The sequence below is a fragment of the Nostoc sp. UHCC 0870 genome, assembly GCF_022063185.1.
Lineage (GTDB): Bacteria > Cyanobacteriota > Cyanobacteriia > Cyanobacteriales > Nostocaceae > Trichormus.
The window spans coordinates 3,298,117-3,323,578 of the sequence record NZ_CP091913.1 but is presented as its reverse complement, the minus strand read 5'-3'; the positions used below and the strand labels follow the sequence as shown (position 1 = coordinate 3,323,578).

21 protein-coding genes and 2 tRNA genes are annotated in these 25,462 nt (G+C 41.8%); 16 read left to right on the top strand and 7 right to left on the bottom strand.

Going from position 1 to position 25,462, the window contains the following annotated elements; genetic code table 11:
- Positions 1–56 precede the first annotated feature (56 nt).
- From L6494_RS14010 to L6494_RS13995, 4 genes are all read left to right on the top strand, one after another.
- On the top strand, positions 57–1,172 hold the full coding sequence (locus L6494_RS14010; RefSeq protein ID WP_237988332.1) for an alpha-hydroxy acid oxidase: 1,116 nt from the start codon (positions 57–59) through the stop codon (positions 1,170–1,172).
- A 154-nt stretch (positions 1,173–1,326) separates the two neighbouring features.
- Positions 1,327–1,410: transfer RNA gene (locus L6494_RS14005), tRNA-Leu, on the top strand.
- A 32-nt stretch (positions 1,411–1,442) separates the two neighbouring features.
- The gene (locus L6494_RS14000; protein ID WP_237988331.1) at positions 1,443–1,682 is read left to right on the top strand and encodes a hypothetical protein; all 240 of its coding nucleotides are present in this window, start codon (positions 1,443–1,445) and stop codon (positions 1,680–1,682) included.
- Positions 1,683–1,740: 58 nt separating this feature from the next.
- A tRNA-Gln gene (locus tag L6494_RS13995) sits at positions 1,741–1,812 on the top strand.
- A 109-nt stretch (positions 1,813–1,921) separates the two neighbouring features.
- Here L6494_RS13995 and L6494_RS13990 read toward each other — a convergent pair.
- The gene (locus L6494_RS13990; protein WP_237988330.1) at positions 1,922–2,704 is read right to left on the bottom strand and encodes an ABC transporter permease; all 783 of its coding nucleotides are present in this window, start codon (positions 2,702–2,704) and stop codon (positions 1,922–1,924) included.
- Positions 2,705–2,915: 211 nt separating this feature from the next.
- On the opposite strand from L6494_RS13990, the gene L6494_RS13985 reads away from it, so the two are divergent.
- The 5 genes from L6494_RS13985 (at position 2,916) to L6494_RS13965 (ending at position 7,080) form a co-directional block, all read left to right on the top strand.
- Complete coding sequence (locus L6494_RS13985; protein ID WP_237988329.1) at positions 2,916–3,539, top strand: exopolysaccharide biosynthesis protein; 624 nt, start codon at positions 2,916–2,918, stop codon at positions 3,537–3,539.
- A 145-nt stretch (positions 3,540–3,684) separates the two neighbouring features.
- Positions 3,685–4,242, top strand: a complete 558-nt coding sequence (locus L6494_RS13980; protein WP_237988328.1) for an RDD family protein — start codon at positions 3,685–3,687, stop codon at positions 4,240–4,242.
- A 43-nt stretch (positions 4,243–4,285) separates the two neighbouring features.
- A complete protein-coding gene (rpmG, locus tag L6494_RS13975) occupies positions 4,286–4,480 on the top strand; it encodes a 50S ribosomal protein L33 (RefSeq protein ID WP_190700638.1) in 195 nt (64 codons plus the stop codon).
- A 2-nt stretch (positions 4,481–4,482) separates the two neighbouring features.
- Positions 4,483–4,698 carry a 30S ribosomal protein S18 gene (gene rpsR / locus L6494_RS13970; protein WP_237988327.1) on the top strand — a complete coding sequence of 72 codons (216 nt, stop codon included), beginning with the start codon at positions 4,483–4,485 and terminating at the stop codon, positions 4,696–4,698.
- Between the two features lie 321 nt (positions 4,699–5,019).
- A complete protein-coding gene (locus L6494_RS13965) occupies positions 5,020–7,080 on the top strand; it encodes a ribonuclease catalytic domain-containing protein (RefSeq protein WP_237988326.1) in 2,061 nt (686 codons plus the stop codon).
- A gap of 3 nt (positions 7,081–7,083) precedes the next feature.
- Here L6494_RS13965 and L6494_RS13960 read toward each other — a convergent pair whose 3' ends face one another.
- The gene (locus L6494_RS13960) at positions 7,084–7,404 is read right to left on the bottom strand and encodes a DUF433 domain-containing protein (RefSeq protein WP_237988325.1); all 321 of its coding nucleotides are present in this window, start codon (positions 7,402–7,404) and stop codon (positions 7,084–7,086) included.
- A 43-nt stretch (positions 7,405–7,447) separates the two neighbouring features.
- Complete coding sequence (locus L6494_RS13955; RefSeq protein ID WP_237988324.1) at positions 7,448–8,050, bottom strand: MBL fold metallo-hydrolase; 603 nt, start codon at positions 8,048–8,050, stop codon at positions 7,448–7,450.
- Positions 8,051–8,350: 300 nt separating this feature from the next.
- Here L6494_RS13955 and L6494_RS13950 point away from each other — a divergent pair, with 300 nt between their 5' ends.
- Positions 8,351–8,551 carry a hypothetical protein gene (locus tag L6494_RS13950; RefSeq protein ID WP_237988323.1) on the top strand — a complete coding sequence of 67 codons (201 nt, stop codon included), beginning with the start codon at positions 8,351–8,353 and terminating at the stop codon, positions 8,549–8,551.
- Positions 8,552–8,969: 418 nt separating this feature from the next.
- Here L6494_RS13950 and L6494_RS13945 read toward each other — a convergent pair whose 3' ends face one another.
- Positions 8,970–12,353: an nSTAND1 domain-containing NTPase gene (locus L6494_RS13945; RefSeq protein ID WP_237988322.1), complete on the bottom strand. Its 3,384-nt coding sequence runs from the start codon at positions 12,351–12,353 to the stop codon at positions 8,970–8,972.
- A gap of 69 nt (positions 12,354–12,422) precedes the next feature.
- On the opposite strand from L6494_RS13945, the gene L6494_RS13940 reads away from it, so the two are divergent.
- From L6494_RS13940 to L6494_RS13930, 3 genes are all read left to right on the top strand, one after another.
- Positions 12,423–12,758, top strand: a complete 336-nt coding sequence (locus L6494_RS13940) for a CU044_2847 family protein (protein WP_237988321.1) — start codon at positions 12,423–12,425, stop codon at positions 12,756–12,758.
- Between the two features lie 817 nt (positions 12,759–13,575).
- Positions 13,576–14,853: a serine hydrolase gene (locus tag L6494_RS13935; RefSeq protein ID WP_237988320.1), complete on the top strand. Its 1,278-nt coding sequence runs from the start codon at positions 13,576–13,578 to the stop codon at positions 14,851–14,853.
- 218 nt (positions 14,854–15,071) lie between these two features.
- Positions 15,072–20,513 (top strand): trifunctional serine/threonine-protein kinase/ATP-binding protein/sensor histidine kinase, encoded by a 5,442-nt coding sequence (locus L6494_RS13930; RefSeq protein WP_237988319.1) that lies wholly within the window; start codon positions 15,072–15,074, stop codon positions 20,511–20,513.
- Between the two features lie 101 nt (positions 20,514–20,614).
- Here L6494_RS13930 and atpC read toward each other — a convergent pair whose 3' ends face one another.
- The 3 genes from atpC to tnpA all read right to left on the bottom strand — a co-directional run bounded on the left by atpC (position 20,615) and on the right by tnpA (position 23,369).
- Entirely contained in the window at positions 20,615–21,028 is a 414-nt protein-coding gene (atpC, locus tag L6494_RS13925; RefSeq protein ID WP_237988318.1) for an ATP synthase F1 subunit epsilon, read from the bottom strand.
- 164 nt (positions 21,029–21,192) lie between these two features.
- Complete coding sequence (atpD, locus tag L6494_RS13920) at positions 21,193–22,641, bottom strand: F0F1 ATP synthase subunit beta (protein ID WP_237988317.1); 1,449 nt, start codon at positions 22,639–22,641, stop codon at positions 21,193–21,195.
- 272 nt (positions 22,642–22,913) lie between these two features.
- Positions 22,914–23,369: an IS200/IS605 family transposase gene (gene tnpA / locus L6494_RS13915; protein ID WP_237988316.1), complete on the bottom strand. Its 456-nt coding sequence runs from the start codon at positions 23,367–23,369 to the stop codon at positions 22,914–22,916.
- 251 nt (positions 23,370–23,620) lie between these two features.
- Here tnpA and L6494_RS13910 point away from each other — a divergent pair, with 251 nt between their 5' ends.
- The 3 genes from L6494_RS13910 to L6494_RS13900 are packed head-to-tail and all read left to right on the top strand — an operon-like array spanning position 23,621 to position 25,325.
- Entirely contained in the window at positions 23,621–23,899 is a 279-nt protein-coding gene (locus L6494_RS13910) for a hypothetical protein (protein ID WP_237988315.1), read from the top strand.
- 2 nt (positions 23,900–23,901) lie between these two features.
- Positions 23,902–24,186 (top strand): hypothetical protein, encoded by a 285-nt coding sequence (locus L6494_RS13905; RefSeq protein WP_237988314.1) that lies wholly within the window; start codon positions 23,902–23,904, stop codon positions 24,184–24,186.
- Positions 24,183–25,325, top strand: a complete 1,143-nt coding sequence (locus L6494_RS13900; RefSeq protein WP_237988313.1) for an RNA-guided endonuclease InsQ/TnpB family protein — start codon at positions 24,183–24,185, stop codon at positions 25,323–25,325. Before L6494_RS13905 ends, L6494_RS13900 begins: the two co-directional genes overlap by 4 nt.
- The last annotated feature ends 137 nt before the right edge of the window (positions 25,326–25,462 follow it).

The following is a 25,462-nucleotide window of genomic DNA, read 5'->3' as shown; positions in this document are numbered from 1 at the left end:
CCACCATGACCTTTTTTGAATTTTGAATTTTGAATTTTGAATTGGAGCGAAGCGACTTGACAGCTGCCTCAAATCCCATCAACTTATTTGAATATGAACAGTTAGCAAAAACCCATCTGTCAAAGATGGCATTTGACTATTACAGCAGTGGCGCGTGGGATGAAATCACATTGAGAGATAATCAGGCTGCGTTTGAGCGAGTCAAACTGCGTCCGAGGATGTTAGTAGATGTTAGCCAAATCAGCCTGAATACCACAATCTTAGGACAGTCTCTAGAATTTCCTCTGTTAATTGCACCGATGGCTTTTCAATGTCTGGCTCATCCAGATGGTGAACTAGCTACCGCAATGGCTGCTGCATCTGCTGGGGTGGGGATGGTATTAAGTACAATGTCCACTAAAAGTTTAGAAGCAGTCGCCGATATAGGGGCTAAATTTCCCCATGCTTTGCAATGGTTTCAGCTTTACATCCACAAAGACCGGGGTTTAACTCGCGCCTTAGTAGAAAGAGCTTACGCCGCAGGTTACAAAGCTCTCTGTCTCACCGTCGATGCTCCCGTACTGGGACAGCGAGAACGAGACCGACGCAACGAGTTTGCTTTACCCCCAGGGTTACATCTAGCTAATCTTGCTGATATCTCTGGTTTGGATATTCCCTATGAGCAAGGGGAGTCTGGTTTGTTTACTTATTTTGCCCAACAACTAGACCCCTCCTTAACTTGGCGTGACTTGGAATGGTTACAATCTTTATCACCGCTACCTTTGGTACTGAAAGGCATTTTACGAGAAGATGATGCAGTGCGAGCTGTAGAGTATGGAGCTAAAGCCATTGTAGTTTCCAATCATGGTGGCAGACAACTAGATGGTGCGATCGCTTCTTTAGATGCCCTAGCTGAGATAGTCACAGCCGTAGATGGTCAGGTGGAAGTATTATTAGATGGCGGTATCCGTCGCGGTACAGATATTCTCAAAGCTTTAGCTATAGGTGCTAAAGCCGTCTTAATTGGTAGACCTGTTTTGTGGGGACTAGCACTAGCCGGACAAGCAGGTGTATCACACCTTATCTCACTACTACAAGATGAGCTAGAAGTAGCAATGTCCCTTAGTGGCGTTGCTCAGTTACAAGATATTGACTCTACTTTGGTGATAGGTGACAGGAAAAAATATAATTAATTGTGTCTGAGTTGATCCTCACTCATTACTCATTACTCATTACTCATTACTCATTACTCATTACTCATTACTCATTACTCAATTTAGTAAAAATTTCTGATTTACTCCTTGCATTAAATTCATTAAGTGACTATAATAGTGAAGTTGCACCCAAGGGCGGGTGGCGAAATTGGTAGACGCACCACACTCAAAATGTGGCGACCTTACGGTCATAGGAGTTCGATTCTCCTCCTGCCCACTGTCAATTAACTAAATCCCAAGCTAAAACAGATGAGACTCAAAAGATGGGAATCTCCCCGTCGTGAAGGGAGAAACGATAAAGGTAGAGGCGGTTCTGCCAGAAAAAGACAACTCAAAAAACAAAGGCAAATGTTACGCCAAAAGCTCAAAGAAGCTAACAAGCAAGACAATCAACAAAATCAAAAGAACAGGGAAGAGTTTTTCTTCTCTGTTTTTTTATGTCGTTTTACTCATTACTCAGTATGTAGTGGCATGAAATGGGAAATTTAATTTTAAAGTACTTGACATTACCCCGGTACGATCTGCTATATTAATAAAGTCAAATCTTTGGGGCGTAGCCAAGTGGTAAGGCAGCGGGTTTTGGTCCCGCCATCCCTAGGTTCGAATCCTAGCGCCCCAGTTTTAAAAAGAAATTTTTGAAAAGCTTATCCAATGATAGACGGTGCTTTTTATTGTGGATAAAAATTCTGTAAAATTCAGCAAAGATGCTGAAAATATCACCTTTGCTTTTAACTTGAAGCACTAGTATAGAAGCGTAACGCAAACCGCCAGAACTTGGTAGATATCCAAAACAAAGCGGCGGCTAAAAATACCGCACCTATCAACCAGTGAATTTGCACCCGTCCTAACATCACTTCTGCTGGAACTGTGGTTAAAAATGCTACTGGAACTATAAAGGTGAAGAAAAAGCGGTAAGTCGCGGGGTAGGCTAGCATTGGATATCTGCCAGCTTCTACTAAACCCCGTAATACCTCAGTAACGTTGTAGATTTTTACAAACCAAATACTAGTAGCACCCAACATAAACCAGAGGCTATAGAGAATTACCAAACTGCAAAATAAGGGTAGTAAACTGAGGAGATAGTTTTCTAATCTCAAACCTAGGCGTTGACCTGCGTAACCAATAGTGATTCCGCCAAAAATTAAGTCTGGAACTCCCCAAGGGGATAGTGTATAGGTGGAAAGCCAGAACTGACTGCGAATAGGTTTAAGTAATATAAAGTCTAAAGTTCCTTCTTGGACATGACGGACGATGCGATTGAGGTTAGCTGCAAGAAAGCTAGCAGAAAAGCCTTGCAGCAAAGTGAAGATTCCGAGAACTATCAAAGCAGCATCCCATGACCAGCCAGTAAAAGTATAGCCAGTGCGATAAAACAAGAATAGCCCAAACAAACTGCCGCCCAAATTGCCTAAGCTACTGAGGGTAGCGATTAAGAAGTTAACTCGATATTCTAACTCTGCGGCGATCGCAGTTGCCCAAAATAGTCTCAGAACTTTCCAATATCTTCCCATGTTGCACCCGTAACCTAACACCCATGATCTAAGTCAGTAAGTTGATGTAATCTTAACAAGATTAATCCTGTTGAATAAATTATCGCCGCTAAGATATGGTATGCACATTATTTATACCCTTTGAGAACCAAAGAGTCTAAATCCCAAAGGGTATAGAAGCTACTTTTTAAGTATCTCCAAATTAGGTAGACACCGAAAGATTACAGAATTTATGGCTAAACTCTCCAACGAATTACAACGTTATTTTTTTGAAGAAACCAGACCACAAAATGTAAATTTAGCAGATATTTTACTGCTGGCTGGAGAAAGAATTTTTGGGTTTCTATTGGTTATATTGTCTTTACCGTCAGCTTTACCCATACCAGCACCAGGATACTCAGTTCCTTTTGGTATTTTGATTTTTATTTTAGCTATACAGATGATTATTGGTGCTAAAACCCCTTGGCTACCGCCAAAAATGATGAATCATCCCATCAAACTGGAAACAGTCCAGGGGTTTTTGAAAGCGGGTATTCCTTGGTTGCGGAGAATTGAAGCGATCGCCCGTCCGAGGTTATCTTATATTTGTACTACCTTAGCTGGGAGAGTCACCATTGGGATTGCGATCGCTATAATGGCTATTTCGATGATGATTCCCATCCCCGGCACTAACACCTTACCAGCAATGGGTATTTTCGTGACTGGTTTTGGCTTATTAGAAGACGATGGTGCAATCAGTTTAGGGGGTTTAGTGCTGTGTTTAATGGGACTAATTTTAACTACTTCTATTCTGATGGCCTTAGCTTGGGGTGGTTCTAGTCTCCTAGATATTATCAAGACTTGGTTAGGACGGTAGAAAAATCCCCCTAGAGATAAATTAGATCCTAAATGGGTTCTATCAAAGCTTGACGTACTCCCCTGATTAAAAATCAAGGTAGTAAGTCAAGCAAGTAAACATTAATTTTGAGTTTTGACTTGATTTGTCCCTCATCCCTATTTTTATGACTATCGAACGAGTTCCTCAACAACACTATCCCAAAGCTGAGATTAATCGGCGCAGTATGGCTTTGGGATTGGATTTTCTCGTCGTCTGGCTAGTCAGTTCTCTATTGGGAAGTAATCAAGGGAGTATTCAATTCATCCAAATTCTAGTGTTTATCTTTGGTTGGCTGATTTTGCGGGTGCTAGTGGTATTCAACAACAAAGGGCAAAGTTTAGGGCGGTGGGCGTTTGACTTAAAAGTGCTAGAAGTAGAAGACGGACAAGTCGTCGGCAGAATTCCCCAGTTACTAGCACTATTTAAAAGAGAAGCTATAATTTGCTTTGGGGCAATTTTGGTATCTGTTGCCTTGGGCAATATTAGTGCCAATCCCACTGCTATACTGCTAGTGATTCCCCTAGCTATTGACTGTGGTGCAGCGATATCTGATACTCAGATGCGCCAAGCATTGCACGACCGTTATGCTGGAACTTTCATTGTTTCGTCGCGTCGGGGCTATTCGTTAGACTTAAAAATTAAACGATTAGTTGGAACTTTGCGCCGAAATGTGAGAAGATAGTTATTTGTGTTAATTCTCTTCAGGCTTTATTGTTTGTAAGATTATGGCTAAAAGTAAAGGTGTCCGCATCATAGTGACACTAGAATGCACTGAGTGTCGGACAAATCCAGACAAAAGATCCCCTGGTGTTTCACGGTATACAACAACTAAGAACCGTCGTAACACTACCAACCGGTTAGAACTTGCTAAGTTCTGCACCCACTGCAATAAACATACCGTTCACAAGGAAATCAAGTAAAGATGAGTTATTATCGTCGGCGTTTGTCTCCAATTAAGCCTGGAGAACCAATTGATTACAAAGATGTTGATTTATTGCGGAAGTTTGTAACTGAGCGCGGTAAGATATTGCCACGTCGAATCACAGGATTGACTTGTCAACAACAGCGACAATTGACATTAGCGATTAAACGGGCGCGGATTGTGGCTTTATTGCCATTTATTAATGCGGAAGCCTAAACACTTGTCAGTGGCGAGAATTTTAGATTTTGGATGAGCGGGAAAAGCTACATAAAATCAATTCGCAATTCGCAATTCGCAATTCGCAATTCGCAATTCGCAATTAATTCAGTCACCTACAAGGTGTGGGGTTTTAAACCTTATTCTTTGGATAAATGGTGATATGTAGCTTGAGATTGTCGGAGTCCACTATCTAAAATCTCAGTCAGTGATAAAATCTTGTTCTACAGTTAAAATCATGAGATTTTGGGTTTAGTAGCAATTATTCAATGCCAAAATCGGAAATTTATTTGTTAACCAATAATAATAATAGCGAGAGTTGTGGAGAAGGGGACGCTAGTTGAATTTAGGGTTCAAGGCGATCGCCGTTTGGGCGTGATAGACCGTCCAGACGGAAAGACCCGTTGGTTTGTGGTAGATGAACGCGGTCAATCCCACAGCCTCGCGCCTAGACAAATTACATATACAGTTAACGGTAAAACTTACAAGTCATCGGAAATTCCCGCCTTTTTAGAAGAGGTCAAGCCTTATTTAGACCCCTCTAGCTTGGAAGTGGCTTGGGAGTTGCTGGTAGAAGATGGGGAAACAGTCAAGCCAGATCAAATGGCTAATCTGCTGTTTTCTGAATCAGAATCAGCCCCTTGTTACGCAGCCCATTGCTTATTGTCAGATGACAAACTCTATTTCAAGCAAAAAGGTGATGCTTATGAGCCGAGAACGACGGCACAAGTAGCAGAACGCAAACACCAAATAGAAGTAGAAGGCCTCAAAGCTAGGGGACAGCAGGAATTTTTAGTCCGGGTAGAACAAGCACTCCAAGGTGAAGCCGTCGAGTGGCAACGGCATGACCGCCAACGTTTAGAAGCTTTAGAAAAGTACGCAGCACTGTTGGCGGATATTGTCAGAGTGGGAGTCAACTATGATTCCCTAGCCCGTGCCTATCCCCCCCCAGCCCCAGTTTTAGAAACAATGAATATGCTGGGGCGACCTGCAACCCCCCAAGGAGCATTTCAATTATTGGTAGATTTGGGGTGGTGGAGTGCGAATGAGAATTTATTCCTGCGTCGTTCTGCAATTCCCGTCCAGTTTCCTAGCAAGGTATTAGAAGTGGCGCAACAGCGTTTAGATGATCTGCCAACAGACTTAGATACAAATCGCCTTGATTTGATCCATCTGAAGGTCTACACAATAGATGATGAAAGCACCACGGAAATTGACGATGGACTGAGTTGGGAACGACTACCAGATGGCAGAGAAAGACTGTGGGTGCATATTGCCGATCCCACCCGTTGGTTAGCACCAGAAGATGACTTAGACCTAGAAGCGAGAAAGCGTGGTAGTACCGTATATTTACCTACGGGCATGGTTTCTATGTTTCCAGAGGTATTGGCAACTGGGCCAATGAGTTTGGTACAGGGAAAAGTCTGTTGTGCTTTGAGCTTTGGGATTATTTTAGATGCCAATGGTGGAGTAGAAGATTACACCATTCATCCCAGTTTGATTAAACCTACCTACCGCCTCACCTACGAAGATGTAGATGAGATGTTGCAATTAGGAGTACAAGCAGAACCAGAAATTGCCGCGATCGCCACTTGGGCAAAGAAGCGGAAAGTTTGGCGTTACAATCAAGGTGCAATCAGCATTAATATGCCAGAGGCGATGATTAAAGTGAAAGATGACGATATTAGTATCGACATCTTAGATGATTCCCTATCGCGGCATTTAGTAGCAGAAATGATGATTCTCGCTGGAGAAGTTGCAGCCCGTTACGGTCAAGAACACAACATTCCCTTACCTTTTCGCGGTCAACCACAGCCAGAATTACCCCCAGAAGAAGAATTACTCCTACTACCGGCAGGATTTGTCCGCTCCTGTGCTATGCGGCGTTGTATGCCCAAGAGTGAAATGAGTATTACTCCTGTGCGTCACGCTGGCTTAGGTTTGAATACTTACACTCAAGCAACTTCTCCCATTCGTCGTTATAGTGATTTGCTGACTCACTTTCAACTCAAAGCCCACCTGCGGGGGGAAGTTCTCCCCTTTAGTGCCGAACAACTCAAAGAAGTAATGATGACCGTCACCAGCACCACCCAAGAGGTGACAATGGTAGAACGGCAAACCAATAGATACTGGGCATTAGAGTATTTACGCCGTCATCCAGAGCAAGTTTGGCCAATCACAGTCTTAATGTGGCTGCGGGAAGACAGCAATTTAGCACTCATCCTGATAGAAGATTTGGGTTTACAGTTACCAATGGTCTTCAAGCGTTCAGTCAACCTGGGAGAACAGGTATGTGTGAAAGTTAGCATCTCTGACCCGCAAAAAGACGTGATTCAATTCCAAGAGATAATTTATCAAGAAGCCCAAATAGCAACAAATTGAGTTTTACCTGAATAATTGCTTTTTGAGATTTATTCGCACAACAAAAGGAGAGGCTGTAGCCTGAACTTTAGATTGCTGTGCTTGTTCCCATTCAGCACTAATTTCGCTGTCTATCTCCTCTTGATGATCAAAATAATACCCCATTGCTGCGTAGGCTTCAGCCGGGTGTAAGTAAGGATGTTGACAGCATATCTCCTCAACTGACCACCCATACGCCAAATAATCCATGACAATTTGAGCGACTCGGATACGAGGAAGTCTTTGTAAGTAAGCAGGCTGACTCTCTGGCTTTTCTATGTGAGGGTAAGTTATTTGAGAGGTCATTGCAGTCTTTTCAGCTATCTAAAATCTCAATCTATCACAGAGCTTATCCCAAAGTCGCCACTAGTTCCTTTAAGCGATCGCGTCCATCTCGAAACACTGACCAACCATCACCGACTAATACAGTTTCCACCTTCTCCAAGGCTGCTAATCTGCGAACTGAAGCTACAGCCTCGGCTTTATTCAACAGCTTGTCATAGGGTAATATACCTAAACTACCAGCTTTGTAGGCTCGCACCAAATCCCCAGTAATCAATGTAGTTTCTTCTAGTAACAGTACCAACTCTCCCGGAGTTTTAGAACCTTGCATTTCCAGCACCTTTAGTCCTGGGACAAACTCATCACCATCAGCTAACCAGCGATCGCACATTAAGGGAAAAGACTCTTTTTCTCCCATAGGCGCGGCTATCTTCGCGTAGGTTTGATCAGCGATTTCCTTGGCTGACCGAATATGGTCTGAGTTGGTGATGATAATCCAATCCACACCACCCAAGGATTCCAAGTGATTCCAATCATGATTAGATAGAGCCACAGGATCAATCAAGATGTTACCACCGGGACGAATCCAGGCAATCCCATTGAAATCAATATTTCTCGCCGGGTTGAAATGAGACCAGCCATATAGATCAGGACGGTGTAGAAATTTCATAATAATTCTGGCTCTATAATTTTGATATATTTATTCAATAAGTCATCATCAATAATCTACCATTCAAAGCTGTTTTGGTGTATCAAATCAGGGAAATGCAGGCGATCGCATCTTAGCTAGGTTAGTCATTATGACAGCGATCGCTCTTTACTCACCATTATTGTTGATCCAGTCGTTTCAAGCTCAAAACTTCCTGTTTTTATAGCCAAATGTTGAGTGCTTTTCTGCCATATTCCCAAGATGAGCCATAATAAACGAAGCGTAAACCCAATTAACCACAAAATACCGAGGGTTTGACTTATGCTGATTCAGAAAATTGTCCAAGAACTGCAAGGAATACCCGAAGAAAAACTCGCAGAAATTTATGATCTGATTCACTACTTTCGCTTAGGTTTAGATCGAGAAGCTTCCCCGGCGCGAACCCCAGGAATATTAACTGGAAAACTCAGCGATGCTTTTTTTGAGCCATTACCAGAAGAGGAACTTCAGCAATGGGAATGAGCTACCTGATTGACACGCATATCCTATATAATGCAGTCTTCCAAACTTGACTGATTCAGGTAATTCCCAACCAAAATCATTGAAGAAGCGATCGCAAAATATGAGCAAGAAACTCAAATAGAAGATAACGCGGACTAACGCTACACTGGGCGATCGCTTTTCACACACCATGATTTTTTATGTTGAAATTGTATCCCGCCTAGAACTAAAGTTCCAGGCTAATAGGGAAAGTCTACTGAAGTAGACTGGCAGAAATATTCTCGTTGAGTCCTCTTTAGAGGAGTTGCGCTATGAGACTCGAAATTTATTCTGAGGCGGGACGGTACATGAAACCAAAATTTGTGTGTCAACTGTAGCCTTTTGAAGAAGGGATCAATAATTGCTGAGAATAACAGTCAATCACGCTTCAAACAATCCCTTACTTGCTGGTTTTATCTGCTTCTTGACTCCAAACATATTTACGGCAGACTTCGCAAGCGGCTTTTGCTTCTTCAGTTTGCGGATTTGTGAAGATGGGATGATCACGCAAGCGATCGCAGCAAACTTGTAAACACTCGCACCAGTCACTCTTCCCCAACCGCACCGTGCCGTCATCACTCCCACTGACAAGATTCCACAACTGCATTTTACCGTCTTCACCCCCACTGGCAAGATTCCACAAACGCACCGTGCCGTCTTGACCTAAAATGACAATCGTCTGCCCATCCTGGCTCATGGCGACAGACGAGACCCAACTCTCATGATCACGGAAAGGTTCAGCCAAGGGCAGACCTTGGGAATTCCACAAGCGCACCGTGCCGGCAAGACCACCACTGACACGACCACCACTGACAATCGTCTGCCCATCCTGGCTCATAGCGACAGACGAGACCCAACTCTTATGATCACGGACAGGATTAGCTAAGGGCAGACCTTGGGGATTCCACAAGCGCACCGTACCGTCTTGACCTCCACTGACAATTGTCTGCCCATCCTGGCTCATAGCGACAGACAAGACCATACCCCGATGACCACGGAAAGGATCAGCTAAGGGCAGACCTTGGGGATTCCACAAGCGCACCGTACCGTCTTGACCTCCACTGACAATTGTCTGCCCATCCTGGCTCATAGCGACAGACCTGACCCAATCCTCATGACCACGGAAGGGTTCAGCCAAAGGCAGACCTTGGATATTCCACAAGCGCACCGTACTGTCTTGACCTCCACTGACAATTGTCTGCCCATCCTGGCTTATGGCGACAGACGAGACCATACCCTGATGACCACGGAAAGGATCAGCTAAGGGCAGACCTTGGGGATTCCACAAGCGCACCGTACCGTCTTGACCTCCACTGACAATTGTCTGCCCATCCTGGCTTATGGCGACAGACGAGACCCCACCCTGATGACCACGGAAAGGATCAGCTAAGGGCAGACCTTGGGGATTCCACAAGCGCACTGTACTGTCTTGACCTACACTGACAATTGTCTGCCTATCCTGGCTTATGGCGACAGACCAGACCCCACCCTGATGACCACGGAAAGGAGTTAAGACCTCCATTACTTGTTGCAAGCTATTCTGAACTGGAGTGAGAATTTGTTCTGGCATTTTCTCCAAATTCTCACCTATTGCTTGTATTGCTATAACTAAAGCTTTGAGAGGTTCGACAGGAAGTATTTTCTTGATAGTTGCTACTTTCTCTTGCAATGAGGCTTCAGTGCGGACTCTGAAAGCAAGTTGCTGATCGGAACTACGTTCTTTTTCATCAGCAACGCTGCGCTGATAAAACTTTTCAGCCTGCGATGATAAATCAGGTTGTAACTGTTCCCAATTTTCTCGTACCTCTGCTAACAATCCTCTGGGCATGAGATATTGTTCATCTTCTCCCTTGTGCAACCACTCTCGCAAAGCATCGGCTAATTTATCATGTAACCGTCGCAAGTCTCGGTCTTGTTGTCGCCATTCTCGCAACCTCTGCCAACCTTCTATTAAGGCTTCATGAGCTAAATCAATCCAAACTTTTTCTCTAGCTTCAGTGTCAGTTACTATTAAGCGTCCTTGGATCAGCTTTTCTAAAACTTGTTCTATGACTGGCTGCTCATCTGAGTTATCACCAGCAACACTCAACAATTCATTTTTCGTTTGTCGCTGGCGGGTATCTTTGTCTTCTGCACCTGTACGCACTAATTTCAACAAAATCCGCTTTACCCAAGTTTGTTGCAGTTCTGTGAAACTTGCATACAGCTTTTCTGCATGACGATTCAACGCCCCAATGACTCCACCTAGTTCGTTAAACTTAGTGACTGTCAACTGGTGAGTTGTTTGATCGCGCTGTTCCCAAAGTTCAGTCAGGGCAAACTGCAATAATGGTAAGCAGCCTTTCTCTTGTCCTAATACTTCTTGCTGAATCGCTCCCAGTAATCCCCTTTCTAATTGATAACCTTGTAACATAGCTGGAGATGCGATCGCTTCTTCTAATTCTGCACCCAGTAATGGCGGCATATACACAGCCTGTTCCTGAATTATTTGTGTCAGCGACTCATAGCTTAAACAGTATTCTAGAAAATCAGCTCGCATGGTGGTGACGATTGCTAACCGCCCTTCAGCAACTTGAGTTAACAACTCAATAAATCGCTGTCTCTCTTCTTCCTTACAACCAAGGGTAAAAATTTCTTCAAATTGGTCTACCACCAACAACCAACGCTCAGAACCAGTCAGCCGAGAAATTACCGAAGATAAACCTGCTGTGTCAATCAAAGCCGAAATTTCTCTAATTTGCGTGCGTTCAAACAACTGGGTAAAGGCTCGTTTTAACTCTGCTAATGGTTCAACTCCGGGCATAATTGGTTCTAAGACTCGCCAACCATTTTTTTCTAACACTGGAATCAAACCCGCCCGCACCACCGAAGATTTACCACTTCCCGACGCGCCAATAATAGGGACAAAATTCGCTTGAGCTAGTTTTTGTTGGATGTAGTTAACAACTTTTTGACGACCAAAAAAGAATTTGGCGTGTTGTTTATCAAAAGCTTCTAAACCTCGGTAGGGACATTCTTCACTCACCACCCCAACTGCTACCGGATTTCTCGGCGGATACCAAACCAAAGGAATTGACCTACCGCCACCCATATAAATTGCTTCTTGGCCGCTTCCCTTGAGTTTGCGTGTTATAAAGCTCATCAAATCATTGGCGTTGATTTCTCCGGTAGCCTCATCCGCTTCTGAGTTAGCTAACCCGGCTAACACCGCCTGGGTAAATATTCCACCTTCAGCATCTTCCCTCGCTCTTTCAAACGCACGGGAGGCGGTAATTAAACAATAGTCTTGTTTACTGTTGAATACCGGAAAACTAGACTTGATAAAGCTTCTCTCTAGTAAAGACCCGGCATAACAGCAATCCAACAGTACCACAAGGCTGCTAAGTTGGGATTTACTAATCAGGGTGTTGAAATCATCAAAGGCGATCGCATTTTGTCCATCTTTACTACAATCAGATGTCGCCAAATATCCTTTCGGTTCTCCTGTCAGGCTAGTTGCTTCAAAGCCATGTCCAGCAAAATAAATTAATGCTTCTGCACCTTTGGCTTTTTCTAGCAAAAATACTCTCAATGCTTGTCCGAGGTCTTTACCCGCTAACTTTTTATCAGGTGTGACTTGCCAACTATTATCACTCTCGATTAACTTCCCTGGTAATGGCTCAACATCAAACCGACCATGTTGACTTAGTAGCTGTGCGATTTGTGCTGCATCGTTGACGGCTTTTGGTAGGTTAGTGAAGTTCTCATACTTGGCAATGCCAATTACCAGCGCATATCGAGCCATATTTATTTGGCAGATGTTTTTACGTAATATTACTAGAATAATAACTAAAAAACTAACTGAGGCTCTTAAATGTCAGAAATACAAAGTTTGATTATCAAAGATGATGATCAAGAATACACTATCTATCTAGAATCCAAGACAGCCCCGGAATTAATAGAAGAGGAAGAGCCTGGATACCGTGATGGTCTACCCACGCTGAATATTAAAGATTTTCAAGACAAAATTCGTGATTATGCCAAGTTAGCTGTTGGTGCATTTAAGAATTTACCTGAAGCTGAGGAGGTAACAGTTAAGTTTGGCATCAAGTTGGGTGGTAAAACTGGCATTCCATTTTTGACAGAAGGCTCGGCGGAGAGTAATTTTGAGATTGAGGTTAAGTATAATTTGTCCAAGAAAACCACATGATATACTTACTCATTGTCAGAGGACTTTAGCTACCAATAAGCTTTTGTTAAGGTCATTGCGATCGCTTTGCTCGCAATGACTGTAAATATTGTTACTGATATATTTAACCTAACCGTATTGAGATGCGATCGCCTTCCATGCACCATAATTGCAGTTATGCTCTGGAAATTCGCTCTCAAAGCTTAAAGAGTCCTGCAATTTTTTTCAATTAAAAACATAAGCATTTTGCTGATTAATGACTATAGTGGTAAATCAAGTCAATTAACCCAAATTTAATAAATTTTACCTATTTTAAAAAATATTTTTTTTGATATTACCTTGCGTATCGCTCCTTACATATCGATATAAAATATTTTATATTTCTGATCAATAAAACAAGTCAATTTAAACCCTTCAAAATTATAAAAAACATACAAAATTTACTACTAATCGCATTAATTATATCATAGCCCCCTCCTCGCTTGCGGGGAGGGGGTTGGGGGTGGGGTTCTTGCACCTGAACCAACCAATAAAAACTCTATCTTCTATCTTCATTCCCCAAAAAAAGAGCAACTTGGCAACTATGGGATCACAATTTGTTGTAATCTTAATAAAATCTGTTAAGTTTGGCAAGACCTGTTTCCAGGTGTATTGTCATGCTGTTAAAAAATATCGCTCTGATTTGTTGATTTCGCATTGGAACTATTTTATTTGACCAACGTCTCGATGTCAGCAAATACATAAAAGTACACCCTTGTTGGATCTTCTTCCGGAAAACCTAAACAAACCTGAGAAAATCTGGCACATACGCTCTATTGCTTCCTCACAACTCACACACATGAAATCACCTCTTGTCTTACTCAGCTTACTTGGCGCAGTTCTTTTATCGTCTCCAGTCAATGCAGCTAGACTGCAATCATGGAACTTCAACCCAGCTAAAAATCAACTGAGCATCACCACTGATTCTGAAGTTAAACCGAGGGCTTTTTTAATTAATAACCCGACAAGAATTGTCATTGACCTCCCTCAAACAAGCCTCAAAAGTGATACAATCCGCAAAAATTTTGGGTCACAAGTAAAAGAAATTCGGGTTGGCAAAGTTGACGATAACACTACCAGAATCGTAGTTGAGTTAGCGCAAGGTTATACGGCTTCTCCAGACAAGTTAGTAGTTAAAGGGGAGGCCGGCTCAAACTGGATTCTCAACCTGTCGGCAATTGAGAAGAGTGATACTCTCATATCTACTGCCAGTGAAGAAAAAGTTTTTATTCCTATCAGTAATAATTCCAATTTTGCAGGTGTTATTCCTTTAAATAAAGAAATCTCTCAGCTTGATACTGAAATCAAAAAATTGATGGCTCGTTACCGTTCCCTCTCACCGGGAATGTTTTTCTTGGATATGGAGACAGGAGAATATTTAGACATCAATGGAGAGAAAATATTTCCTGCGGCTAGCACGATTAAATTCCCCATTTTAGTTGCATTATTCCAAGAAGTTGATGCTGGTAGAGTCAAGCTAAATGAAACAGTGGTAATGCGACGTGACTTGATGACTGGTGGTTCAGGAAATATGCAGTATAGAAAACCAGGGACTAAGTTTAGTCTTTTGGAAACTGCAACCAGAATGATGACTATCAGTGACAATACTGCTACTAATATGGTGATTGATAGATTGGGTGGCAAAAATAGATTGAATCAGAGGTTTCGTAGTTGGGGACTGCAAAATACTGTGATTCGCAATCTGCTAGGCGATTTTAAGGGTACTAACACAACTAGTGCCAAAGATTTGGTACGCGTGGCAGCGTTAATTTCTAATAATAAGTTACTGAGTAGCAGCAGTAACACCAAAGTTATGGACATTATGGTGCAATGCAAAAATAGAAGTTTATTACCAGTTGGGTTGGGTAAAGGTGCAGTGATTGCCCATAAAACAGGCACACTAGGAAGAGTGCTAGGAGATGTGGGAATTGTGCAAACACCTTCAGGCAAACGTTACCTAGCAGGTATTATGGTGGCTAGGCCTTTTCGTGATGCAAGAGCAAAGAGTTTTATCAATCAAGTTTCTCGTCTAGTCTATGGCTACCTAGAACAACCCCTATCGGCTAGGAAATTTTGATTGACAGCCATAACAATTACCTAATTGATGTTAAAAATCTGCATCGGCAGTGGTGTATTTATCACTGCCGATTATTTATTTTTGATTGGGTATTAATTTTTCAAGTAATGTTTATTTGAGCAACAGTAACTAAAACAGCTGGTTTGGGAACAATATTAGATGAGTACAGATTAATCTGAATCAAACTCCAGAGAAGATTTCAGTTTGGGAAAAGAAGCATGATAACAACCTGCGATGGAACTCCTTCTATTTTTGGCTATCAGATGAGCCAATTGCTCTATCGTGGTACGAAAACAGAGGTTTATCAAGGTATACGAGTTTTAGATGCAAAACCTGTTGTAATTAAGCTACTGCGGCAAGAATACCCAACTTCTATTGAACTTTTACAATTTCGTAACCAGTACATCATTGCTCAAAAGCTAGAACATCCAGGTATTGTGCGTCCGTTATGTTTAGAAGCATATCGCAATAGCTATGTATTAGTAATGGAAGATTTTGGCGGTATTTCCTTGAAGGAATATCTGAAAACCAATAAATTGGAATTAAAGGAGTTTCTAGAAATAGCCCTCCAAATATGCAGCATTCTCCATTACCTTTATCATCACCACGTTATTCATAAAGACATTAAACCCGCTAATATCCTGATTCATCCTCAAACAAAACAGATTAAACTTACTGATTTTAGTATTGCTTCTCTATTACCCAGAGAAACCCAATGTATTATTAGTCCTAATATTTTAGAAGGAACTCTGGCCTATATATCTCCTGAACAAACCGGACGTATGAACCGGGGAATTGATTATCGTAGTGATTTCTATTCTCTGGGAGTAACATTTTTTGAATTACTGACAGGACAGTTACCCTTCCAATCAAATGAACCAATGGACTTGGTACATTGTCACATTGCCAAAAAACCACCTCTTTTAGAAGACACGAGTGAAGAAATTCCCCCAGTATTGAGTAATATTGTGATGAAGTTGATGGCGAAAAATGCTGAAGAACGCTATCAAAGTGCTTTGGGATTAAACCATGATTTAGAAAAATGTCTAACTCAGTTAACAGCAACAAGTAAAATTATAGACTTTGAGATTGGCAAGAATGATATTTGCGATCGCTTCATGATTCCCGAAAAGTTATACGGCAGAGAAACCATTGTCCAACAACTCCTAGAAGCCTTTGAGAGAGTTGCAGGGAACAGCGAACAAAACCCTGTGACTGATGCTCACACACCTCATAGTGAAATGATGCTAGTTGCAGGATTTTCCGGTATTGGTAAAACTTCAGTAGTGAATGAAGTTCATAAACCAATTATTCGCCAACGGGGATATTTTATCAAAGGTAAATTTGATCAATTTAATCGCAATATTCCTTTGTCTGCCTTTGTCGAATCCTTAAGGGATTTAATCATACAGTTATTAACCGAAAGCGAAGGGCAACTGCAACAATGGAAACTAAAAATTCTGGCAGCATTAGGAAACAATAGCCAGGTAATAATTGATGTAATCCCTGAATTAGAACAAATAATTGGTCAACAACCAGCATCTCCAGAAGTAACAGGAGATGCTGCCCAGAACAGATTTAATTTACTATTACAAAATTTTATTCAAATTTTTACGATAAAAGAACATCCTTTAGTGATTTTTTTAGATGATTTGCAATGGGCAGATTTAACATCTTTAAAATTAATCAAATTATTAATGGGTGAATTACATACGGGATATTTATTATTAATTGGCGCGTATAGAGACAATGAAGTATCTCCTGTCCATCCACTAATATCAACTTTAGCCGATATTAAAAAAACTGGTGCAATTATGAACTCAATTACTTTACAACCTCTGAGCCAATTAAAAGTAAATCAATTAGTATCAGATACATTGGGTTGTGAAGAAAAATTAGCCTTTCCACTTTCACAATTGGTAAGTCAAAAAACTCAAGGTAATCCATTCTTTGCCATCCAGTTTCTCAAAGCATTACACCAAGATGGATTGATTATATTCAACGTTGAAGAATGCTGTTGGCAATGTGATATTGCCAAAATCAATCAGCAAGCATTGACAGATGATGTTGTCAAATTTATGGTCTTCCAATTGTTGAGGCTACCAGAATCAACTCAACAGGTGTTAAAGTTAGCCGCTTGTATCGGCAATCAATTTGATTTAAACACATTAGCGATCGCAGCTCAACAGTCGCCAATGGAAACGGCAGCTTGTCTGTGGAATGGGTTACACGAAGGTTTGATTCTGCCCCAAAGTGAAGTTTATAAATTTTATGTGGGAACAGAACACATACCAACTCAAGATACTTCTCATCATATTGTTTACAAATTCTTACACGATCGCGTGCAACAAGCCGCCTATTTACTGATTCCAGATGACCAAAAGCAACTCACCCATTACAAAATAGGGACATTATTGTTATGCAATTCCTCAGATGCTGAACGGGAAGAGCGATTGTTTGAAATTGTTACCCATTTGAACGCAGCCAGAACTTTAATTACGCAACCGTCAGAGTTAGAAGAACTGACTCAGTTAAATCTCATAGCGGGACGCAAGGCTAAATCTGCCACCGCCTATGCAGCAGCCGTTGAGTATTTCGCTACAGGTATTGCTTTACTACCCCATGATGCTTGGGAAAGTCACTACAACCTCACCCTGTCCCTGCATATTGAGGTGACTGAAGCCACTTATCTCAATACAGACTTTAAGCAAATGGAGCAATGGGCTACCATCGTGTTGCAACACACTCAGACATTACTGGATAGCATTCCAGTCTATGTCACGAGGATGATGGCGGCCAAATCCCAAGGACATCCATTAACTACCCTTCGTATTGGCTTGCAGGTATTGCAACTATTAGGTATTGAATTTCCTCCCCAGCCAACTCCCGCAGATATTACCAGAGCCGGGGAAGTCACTATGCGTTTATGGCGGGGAAATTCACCTCTGAATTTACTCAATTCACCCTCGATGATTGATGCTCATTACCTAGCAAGTATGACCATCATGACTAATATGGTTTCCTCTGCCTATCTAACAACACCTGCCTTAATGTTTTTGCTGATATTTAAGCAGGTAGAATTTTCTATTCTTTATGGTAACTGTGCTGTTTCTGTGTATGGTTATGCTGATTATGGTGTCATCTTGTCCAGTCAGATGGAAAGTTTAGAAGCTGGCTATGAATTTGGACAACTAGCATTAAATCTGCTGCAAAAGTTAGAATCTAAAACTCTCCAATGTAGAACCTACTTTATTGTCTACAGCTTTATATTTCACTGGAAAGAAACACTACATGAACAATTACCACACTTACTTACAGGCTACCACAGTGGACTAGAAACCGGAGATATAGAAAGTACGGCACTCAATGCCCAAGCTTACTGTCACTATGCCTATTTTGCTGGTCGAGAGTTAACTGGACTAGCAACTGAGATGTCAGCTTATGCCCAAAGTATCCGTTCCCTGCGGCAAGAAACTACACTGCATTATTTAGAAATTGCCTATCAAGCTGTAGAGAACTTATTGGGAGAAAACCAATTTCCTGAACGCTTAACTGGCAACATTTATCATGCAGAACAAAAGCTACCTGTACATCAGGCTAATCAAGACATAACAGGATTATTTCATTGGCACTTCTATCAAACTATTCTTTGGTACTTATTTGGTTATTACCGACAAGCTGCCCAGCAGTCAAGGTTGGTAGAGCAGTATTTAGATGGTGGTATCAGCCAATTTAGCATTCCTGTGTATGTCTTCTATGATTCTTTAATTCATTTGTCACTCTATAAAGAAGCAAATCAAGAAGAACAACAACAGATACTCACACGAGTTGCAGCTAATCAAGCGAAGATGCAAAGTTGGGCAGATGTTTGTAAATATAATCATCAACACCGTTGGGAATTGGTGGAGGCAGAACGATATGCCATCTTGGGTGATAAAATCGAGGCGATCGCTCTCTATGATCTTGCCATATCTAGAGCCAAAGCAAACGCCTTTCTCCAAGATGAAGCATTGGCTAATGAACTTGCAGCCAAGTTTTACCTCAACTGGGATAAAGAAAAAGTCGCCCAAATATATCTGCAAGAAGCCTATTACTGCTATGCTCGTTGGGGAGCTAAAGCCAAAACCGATGACTTAGAAAAACATTATCCCCGACTACTACAACCAATTCTACAACAGCGACAACTTAACCTCGATACGTTAGAAACCATTGTAGATACTACCATTACTAACTACAGTAGTCATTTATTAGATTCATCTAGTAGTTCTACTGTGTTTTTTACCCTCGATTTTGCTGCTATTCTCAAAGCTTCTCAAGTCTTATCTAGTGAAATTCATTTAGACAAACTAATTACTGCTTTGATGCAGGTTTTGTTGCAAAATTCCGGCGCACAAAAAATCGCGCTGATTTTACCAGAGGAAACTCATTGTATAGTTGTAGCTGTGAGTAATCTTGAAGATTTAGCAACAGGAAAAACCATAGAATTAACCTCAACGCCTCTGGATATCAGCCATGATGTTCCTACCAAAATTGTTTATACAGTCAAACGCACACTACAACCAATTATTGTTGATGATATTAGTAAAACAACCACTTGGGAAGCAGATAGCTATATAGTGAAACATTTACCCAAGAGTATGCTTTGTATGCCGATTGTCAATCAAGGTAAACTCATTAGCATTTTGTATTTAGAAAATAATTTGCTAACAGGAGTATTTACAAAGGAACGGATTGAAATCCTCAACCTGCTATGCACTCAAGCAGCAATTTCTCTAGCCAATGCTCAACTTTATCAGCAGACACAGCAAGCCTTAAATGAACTGCAACAAACCCAAATCAAACTAGTACAAAGCGAAAAAATGTCTGCTTTGGGTAATTTAGTTGCAGGTGTTGCCCATGAAATTAATAATCCCATTGCGTTCCTAGCAGGCAATGTTCAACCTGCCCTAGATTATATTAAAGATATATTCGGTTTACTCAACTTATATCACGAAGAATATCCAAATCTTAGTACAGTTATCCAAGAAGAAATTGCAAACATCGATTTAGAATATATCCGTGAAGACTTACCGAAAGTTATTGGTTCAATGCGGGAAGGAATTAATCGGATTAAAAATATCAGTAATAGTTTAAGAACTTTTTCTCGTGCAGATAAAGATTATAAAGTACCTTTTAATATTCATAATGGTATTGATAGCACTATCCTAATTCTTAAACATCGCCTTAAAGCTAACGAACAACATCCAGCCATTGAAGTAGTAACTAAATATGGTAATTTACCTCCTATAGAATGCTTTCCTGGGCAATTAAATCAGGTGTTTATGAACATATTAGCAAATGCAATTGATGCTTTAGAAGAAGCTAGTATAGGACGAACCTATACAGAAATACAGAAAAAACCAAATCTGATTATAATTACCACAGCGATAGAAAATCAGCACTTAACAATTACCATTAAAGATAATGGTAGGGGCATGAGTGAAGCAGTCAAAAAACGAATTTTCGACCATTTATTTACTACTAAAGGTGTTGGTAAAGGTACAGGATTAGGATTGGCGATCGCTCATCAAATCATTGTGGAAAAACACGGCGGTTCTATAGACTGTAATTCGTCTCTAGGAGAAGGTACAGAGTTTATAATTACTCTTCCATTACAGTAGTTTTCCTCGTATTAGTTGATGACCCCAAAAATATAGGGTGAGTAACTCTACTCACCCTACAATATTGAAGGACTGATTGCCAATTCCCAATCTTGACGATCCTACACCGAACCACCAGCAGCTTGAAAGCGAGCGCGGGCGCGTTTGAAGGCTTGGTTGGCTTGGATTTGAGCTTGGCGATCGCCTGCTGGTACTTGACTCAATTTGGCTTGAGCTTGGCTATAACCAGTACGAGCTTCTTCTAGGTTAATCTTGTCGCCGCGTTCAGCACCATTCACCAGAATGGTTACTTCATTTTCTTCAACTTCGGCAAAACCACCTAAAAGTGCGATCGCTTGCCAAGGTTGGTTTTTGTTAGCGCGTACTCGCAGTACACCTGTATCTAGTGCAGTTAATAGTGGCGCGTGTCCACTGAGGATACCTAGCTGACCGGTAGTGCTGGGTAAAATCACTTCATCAGCTTCTGCATCCCACACTGTTTTATCTGGGGAAATTACACGGACAGTTAGGGTCATGTTTTCAGTTGTCAGTTATCAGTTATCAGTTATCAGTGCTGAGTGCTGAGTGCTGAGTGCTGAGTGCTGAGTTAAAAAGAGAGTTTACTCATTACTTATTACTCATTACTCATTACTTATTACTCATTACTCATTACTTATTACTCATTACTCAGCACTAATTTTTAGCCTTTCATTTTTTCGGCTTTAGCGATCGCTTCGTTGATATCGCCTACCAAGTAAAATGCTTGTTCTGGCAGCTCATCCAATTCACCAGACAGAATCTTCTGGAATCCTTTGATGGTGTCTTCCAACTTCACGTATTTACCAGGCGAACCTGTGAATACTTCCGCGACGAAGAAGGGCTGAGACAAGAAACGCTCAACTTTCCGCGCCCGTGCTACGATGAGTCGGTCATCTTCAGACAATTCATCTAGACCCAAGATGGCGATGATGTCTTGCAATTCTTTGTAGCGTTGCAGAGTCGCTTGTACAGCACGCGCAGTGTTGTAATGTTCATCACCAACAATGTTGGGCTGCAACATGGTGGAAGTAGAACCCAGAGGATCAACTGCTGGATAAATACCTTTAGATGCTAAACCACGAGATAGCACGGTTGTACCATCTAAGTGAGCAAAGGTAGTTGCAGGTGCGGGGTCAGTTAAGTCATCCGCAGGTACGTATACAGCTTGAATGGAGGTAATAGAACCTTCGGTGGTGGAGGTAATCCGTTCTTGCAGTTGACCTACGTCAGTACCCAAGGTTGGCTGATATCCCACAGCAGAAGGCATCCGACCCAATAGTGCGGATACTTCAGAACCAGCTTGTACGAAGCGGAAAATGTTGTCAACAAACAGTAGTACGTCTTGTTTGTTCACATCACGGAAATATTCTGCCATTGTCAAACCAGACAAACCAACCCGCATTCTTGCTCCGGGTGGTTCATTCATTTGACCGTAAACTAGGGCAATTTTAGATTCGTTGAGGTTCTCGTTGTTGATTACCCCAGATTCAATCATTTCGTTGTAGAGGTCGTTTCCTTCACGGGTACGCTCTCCCACGCCAGCAAATACAGACACGCCACCGTGTTGGGTAGCGATGTTGTTGATCAACTCCATCATGATCACGGTTTTGCCAACACCTGCACCGCCGAACAGACCAATTTTACCGCCACGACGATAGGGGGTTAGCAGATCAACAACTTTAATTCCTGTCTCGAAAACGGAAGGCTTAGTTTCTAGCTCAGTGAGTTTAGGTGCTGCACGGTGGATGGGTAAGGTTTCCTCGTTGTTGACGGGGCCTCTGTTGTCTACGGGTTCGCCGAGGACGTTGAAAATCCGACCGAGGGTAGCTTTACCGACTGGTACGCTGATGGGCGCGCCTGTATCAACAACTTCCAAACCACGCACTAAACCATCAGTAGAACTCATAGCAACGCCGCGAACTTGGTTGTCGCCTAAAAGTTGCTGTACTTCGACGGTTAGGTTGATGTTTTGTCCAGCTTCGTTAGTGCCTTTGATGGTCAAAGCGTTGTAGATTTGCGGTAATTTTCCGGCAGGGAATTTAACGTCTACAACTGGACCAATGATTTGGGTAATGTAACCGATGTTTGTTTTTTCTGCGGTGGTGACCATGCTGCGCCTAATGATTGAAGCTATATTTCAGAATGGGTCTTAGAAGACATAAGATTATGCAATGTCATCTTTCACTGTAACACCGGAGGGGGACAGAGTTCCGTTAGTAATTCCTTAAAAAGTAGTTTGGCGAATTTCTTCCCACCCGAAGAAAGTGAATGACCCAACTTTTTATTGATCGCGCGTAAAACCCCATCCCCTTGTGGGCGGGGATGTAAGCGCGGCAACCTAGGAGGGGGTACCCTGCGGGAAGCAAGCTACGATGCCCCCTCCTAGGTTGCATTATCCTTTTCCTTCGGAACGCTACGCGAACGGGTAAGTGAGTCACCCCTCTGTTTCTGAGTCTCAATGTACCGCTTCACTGCTTCTTCTGAGACTCCGCCAACAGACGAGTAAAACGTGCCATCACTCCACATTCCAGATCCCCAAAAGCGACGTTTTTTAAGGTCTTTGAATGTATTAAATATATGCACAGCAGAAATTGATTTCATGGTTTTAGCGATTTCTACTGGTGCGGTGGTGTGATCTGCCTGTACGAATACATGAACGTGGTCAGGCATTATTTCCAATGCGTGAAGTATCCATCCATAGGTTTTACAGGTTTCCCCGATGATGCGCTTTAATTCTACTTCCACTGCACCTTCAAGGATTTGATGGCGGTACTTGGGACAAAAAATGATGTGGTATCCCAGACAATGTTTAGCGTGTGAGCTTGACAGTATTTTCATATTTTTAGTGTATATCAATAAAACATATAAAAAGTGTGATATAGTAATCTTACACAAAAATGCCCAGCGATGCCGTTAACATCCTGGGCTTGGTCAACCTAGTGTTGGTAGGTCAACATGAAAATTCTACAGCAGATAACAGTAAGCGTTGCTCTTGCGTCTTTCTGTCTTTCGGCCAGTGTTAAACCCTCACAAGCCAACCCAGCAATTTTAGCCCCTGTGGCTTTGTGTGCTGGGACTGCGGGAGTAGGGTGTATTTTATTTTAGTCGGAACAGCGTTAATAGGTGGTGGTATCTACTATATTTGGCAACTTTCGGATGGGCGGAGAGTTGCAGCAGATGCAAAAGGCAGTATATTCAGATCCGAATATTTAGAAGACCCGGAGGAACAACCGGAAGAAACTGTAATTTCATTAAATGCAAAAAGTTGGCAAGCAGCACAAAGAGAATGCGCTTGGCATTTGTACGGGCAAAAATTCAAAGTCTTTCAACGCAAAGGTCGCTGGTACTGCACAAACAAGGTGGATTAAATATGAACCAGTTTTTAAAAGATTTCTACACAGAAAATAAACCTAGAACTCTTTGCATTTTACAAGCCTTGCCAGGGTTCTCAGACGAGAATATCTTACCAACTATGCCAATGATGAACTCGCCAGAACATAGCCTGAAATTCATCAAGGAGCATCATCAAAAAACTTGCTCATTAAATTCAGAAATTCCTGATTGGGAGTTGGTTGATACTGAAGTATATCAACAAGAAAACTCTCTTTACGAAGCTGTAATTATTGCTTACTACAAGCCAGTAGAATCCACATGAAACGTACTGTTAGCATCCCAGTTGAATTACCATCAGAAAGGTTTTTACCTCTAATGAATCAGTGTGCAGAGATATTTAACGCACACGTTGACTGGGCTATTGCTAACAGCACCTATAACAAAAACAAGGCACACAAGGAACTGTATCACCTGTTAAGGGTTCAGTTTCCAAGTGTGCCTTCTGCTTTGTTGCAAACAGTTCGAGATAATGCGCTTGAGTCCATCAAAGCCACAAAATTTAAAGGTATCCCCAAGAAAAAGCCAACATCAGGATTAAGGTACGATAAGCGCACAATGACACTAAGAGGGAAGCAACTAACTCTTAGTTGTATTGGTAAACGAGTTACTTTAATTCTTGATGTGCCTGAATATTTCAGAGAAGTTTTTGAAACTTGGGATTTTTGTGGAGCAACTGTAACTTATACCAAAAACACCAAGCAATTCTGGGTGAGATTGGTTTTTGAGACAGAAGATCCGCAACAAATAGAAGGACAGATTCAAGGAATTGACAGAGGCTTATATCACCAAGCTGTTACAAGTGACGGTCAATTCTTCAGTTCTTCTAAGATTAGAAAAGTACAAAGACGTTACTTATACAATCGTCGTCAACTCCAACAAAAAGGCACTCGTAGTGCCAGACATCGCTTAAAAGCGATGTCTGGACGTGAGAAGCGGTTCATGAAGGATACGAATCATTGTGTCAGTAAAAAGTTAGCCAACCAACCAGGAGTAGCAGTTTTTGTACTAGAGGACTTGTCCAGCATTCGCACACAGCGCCGAGGCAAGAAAATGAATAAATGGTTGGGTAGTTGGGCTTTTTACCAACAAGAGCAATTCCTGAGTTACAAAGCAGAAGCATTGGGTAAACGAGTAGTTCACCAAGATCCTCGTTACACGTCTCAGAAGTGCAATATTTGTAAGCACATTCGACGGACAAACCGCCACAAGTCTAGATTCCATTGCAAAAATTGTGGACATCGGACACACGCGGATCTCAATGCTGCGAAGAATATCAGGGATGACTATATTCTCTCCTCTACCCAAGGGACAGAGGAGCAGGCATCAGTCAATATGCCAGATGTTTCGACCGATTCTCTCGGTCAGTTACAAGCCCCATACCCTTGTGGGTGGGGCAGTTGACCATAAATTGATTCTTAGGACTTACAACATCAGAACGTCAAGCTAATTTCAGTAGTGTTAGGCAAAAATAAAAACTGCCGTGTTGCTGATTCTTAAACACGACAGTGATCAACGTACAGTTTCAAGTCAAATTTCTC

Coding starts and splice junctions, on each gene's coding strand:
- L6494_RS14000 (WP_237988331.1), top strand. CDS start 1,443: ATGAGACTCAAAAGATGGGAATCTCCCCGTCGTGAAGGGAGAAACGAT.
- L6494_RS13990 (WP_237988330.1), bottom strand. CDS start 2,704: ATGGGAAGATATTGGAAAGTTCTGAGACTATTTTGGGCAACTGCGATC.
- L6494_RS13985 (WP_237988329.1), top strand. CDS start 2,916: ATGGCTAAACTCTCCAACGAATTACAACGTTATTTTTTTGAAGAAACC.
- L6494_RS13980 (WP_237988328.1), top strand. CDS start 3,685: ATGACTATCGAACGAGTTCCTCAACAACACTATCCCAAAGCTGAGATT.
- rpmG (WP_190700638.1), top strand. CDS start 4,286: ATGGCTAAAAGTAAAGGTGTCCGCATCATAGTGACACTAGAATGCACT.
- rpsR (WP_237988327.1), top strand. CDS start 4,483: ATGAGTTATTATCGTCGGCGTTTGTCTCCAATTAAGCCTGGAGAACCA.
- L6494_RS13960 (WP_237988325.1), bottom strand. CDS start 7,404: ATGACCTCTCAAATAACTTACCCTCACATAGAAAAGCCAGAGAGTCAG.
- L6494_RS13955 (WP_237988324.1), bottom strand. CDS start 8,050: ATGAAATTTCTACACCGTCCTGATCTATATGGCTGGTCTCATTTCAAC.
- L6494_RS13950 (WP_237988323.1), top strand. CDS start 8,351: ATGCTGATTCAGAAAATTGTCCAAGAACTGCAAGGAATACCCGAAGAA.
- L6494_RS13945 (WP_237988322.1), bottom strand. CDS start 12,353: ATGGCTCGATATGCGCTGGTAATTGGCATTGCCAAGTATGAGAACTTC.
- L6494_RS13940 (WP_237988321.1), top strand. CDS start 12,423: ATGTCAGAAATACAAAGTTTGATTATCAAAGATGATGATCAAGAATAC.
- L6494_RS13935 (WP_237988320.1), top strand. CDS start 13,576: ATGAAATCACCTCTTGTCTTACTCAGCTTACTTGGCGCAGTTCTTTTA.
- L6494_RS13930 (WP_237988319.1), top strand. CDS start 15,072: ATGATAACAACCTGCGATGGAACTCCTTCTATTTTTGGCTATCAGATG.
- atpC (WP_237988318.1), bottom strand. CDS start 21,028: ATGACCCTAACTGTCCGTGTAATTTCCCCAGATAAAACAGTGTGGGAT.
- atpD (WP_237988317.1), bottom strand. CDS start 22,641: ATGGTCACCACCGCAGAAAAAACAAACATCGGTTACATTACCCAAATC.
- tnpA (WP_237988316.1), bottom strand. CDS start 23,369: ATGAAAATACTGTCAAGCTCACACGCTAAACATTGTCTGGGATACCAC.
- L6494_RS13905 (WP_237988314.1), top strand. CDS start 23,902: ATGAACCAGTTTTTAAAAGATTTCTACACAGAAAATAAACCTAGAACT.
- L6494_RS13900 (WP_237988313.1), top strand. CDS start 24,183: ATGAAACGTACTGTTAGCATCCCAGTTGAATTACCATCAGAAAGGTTT.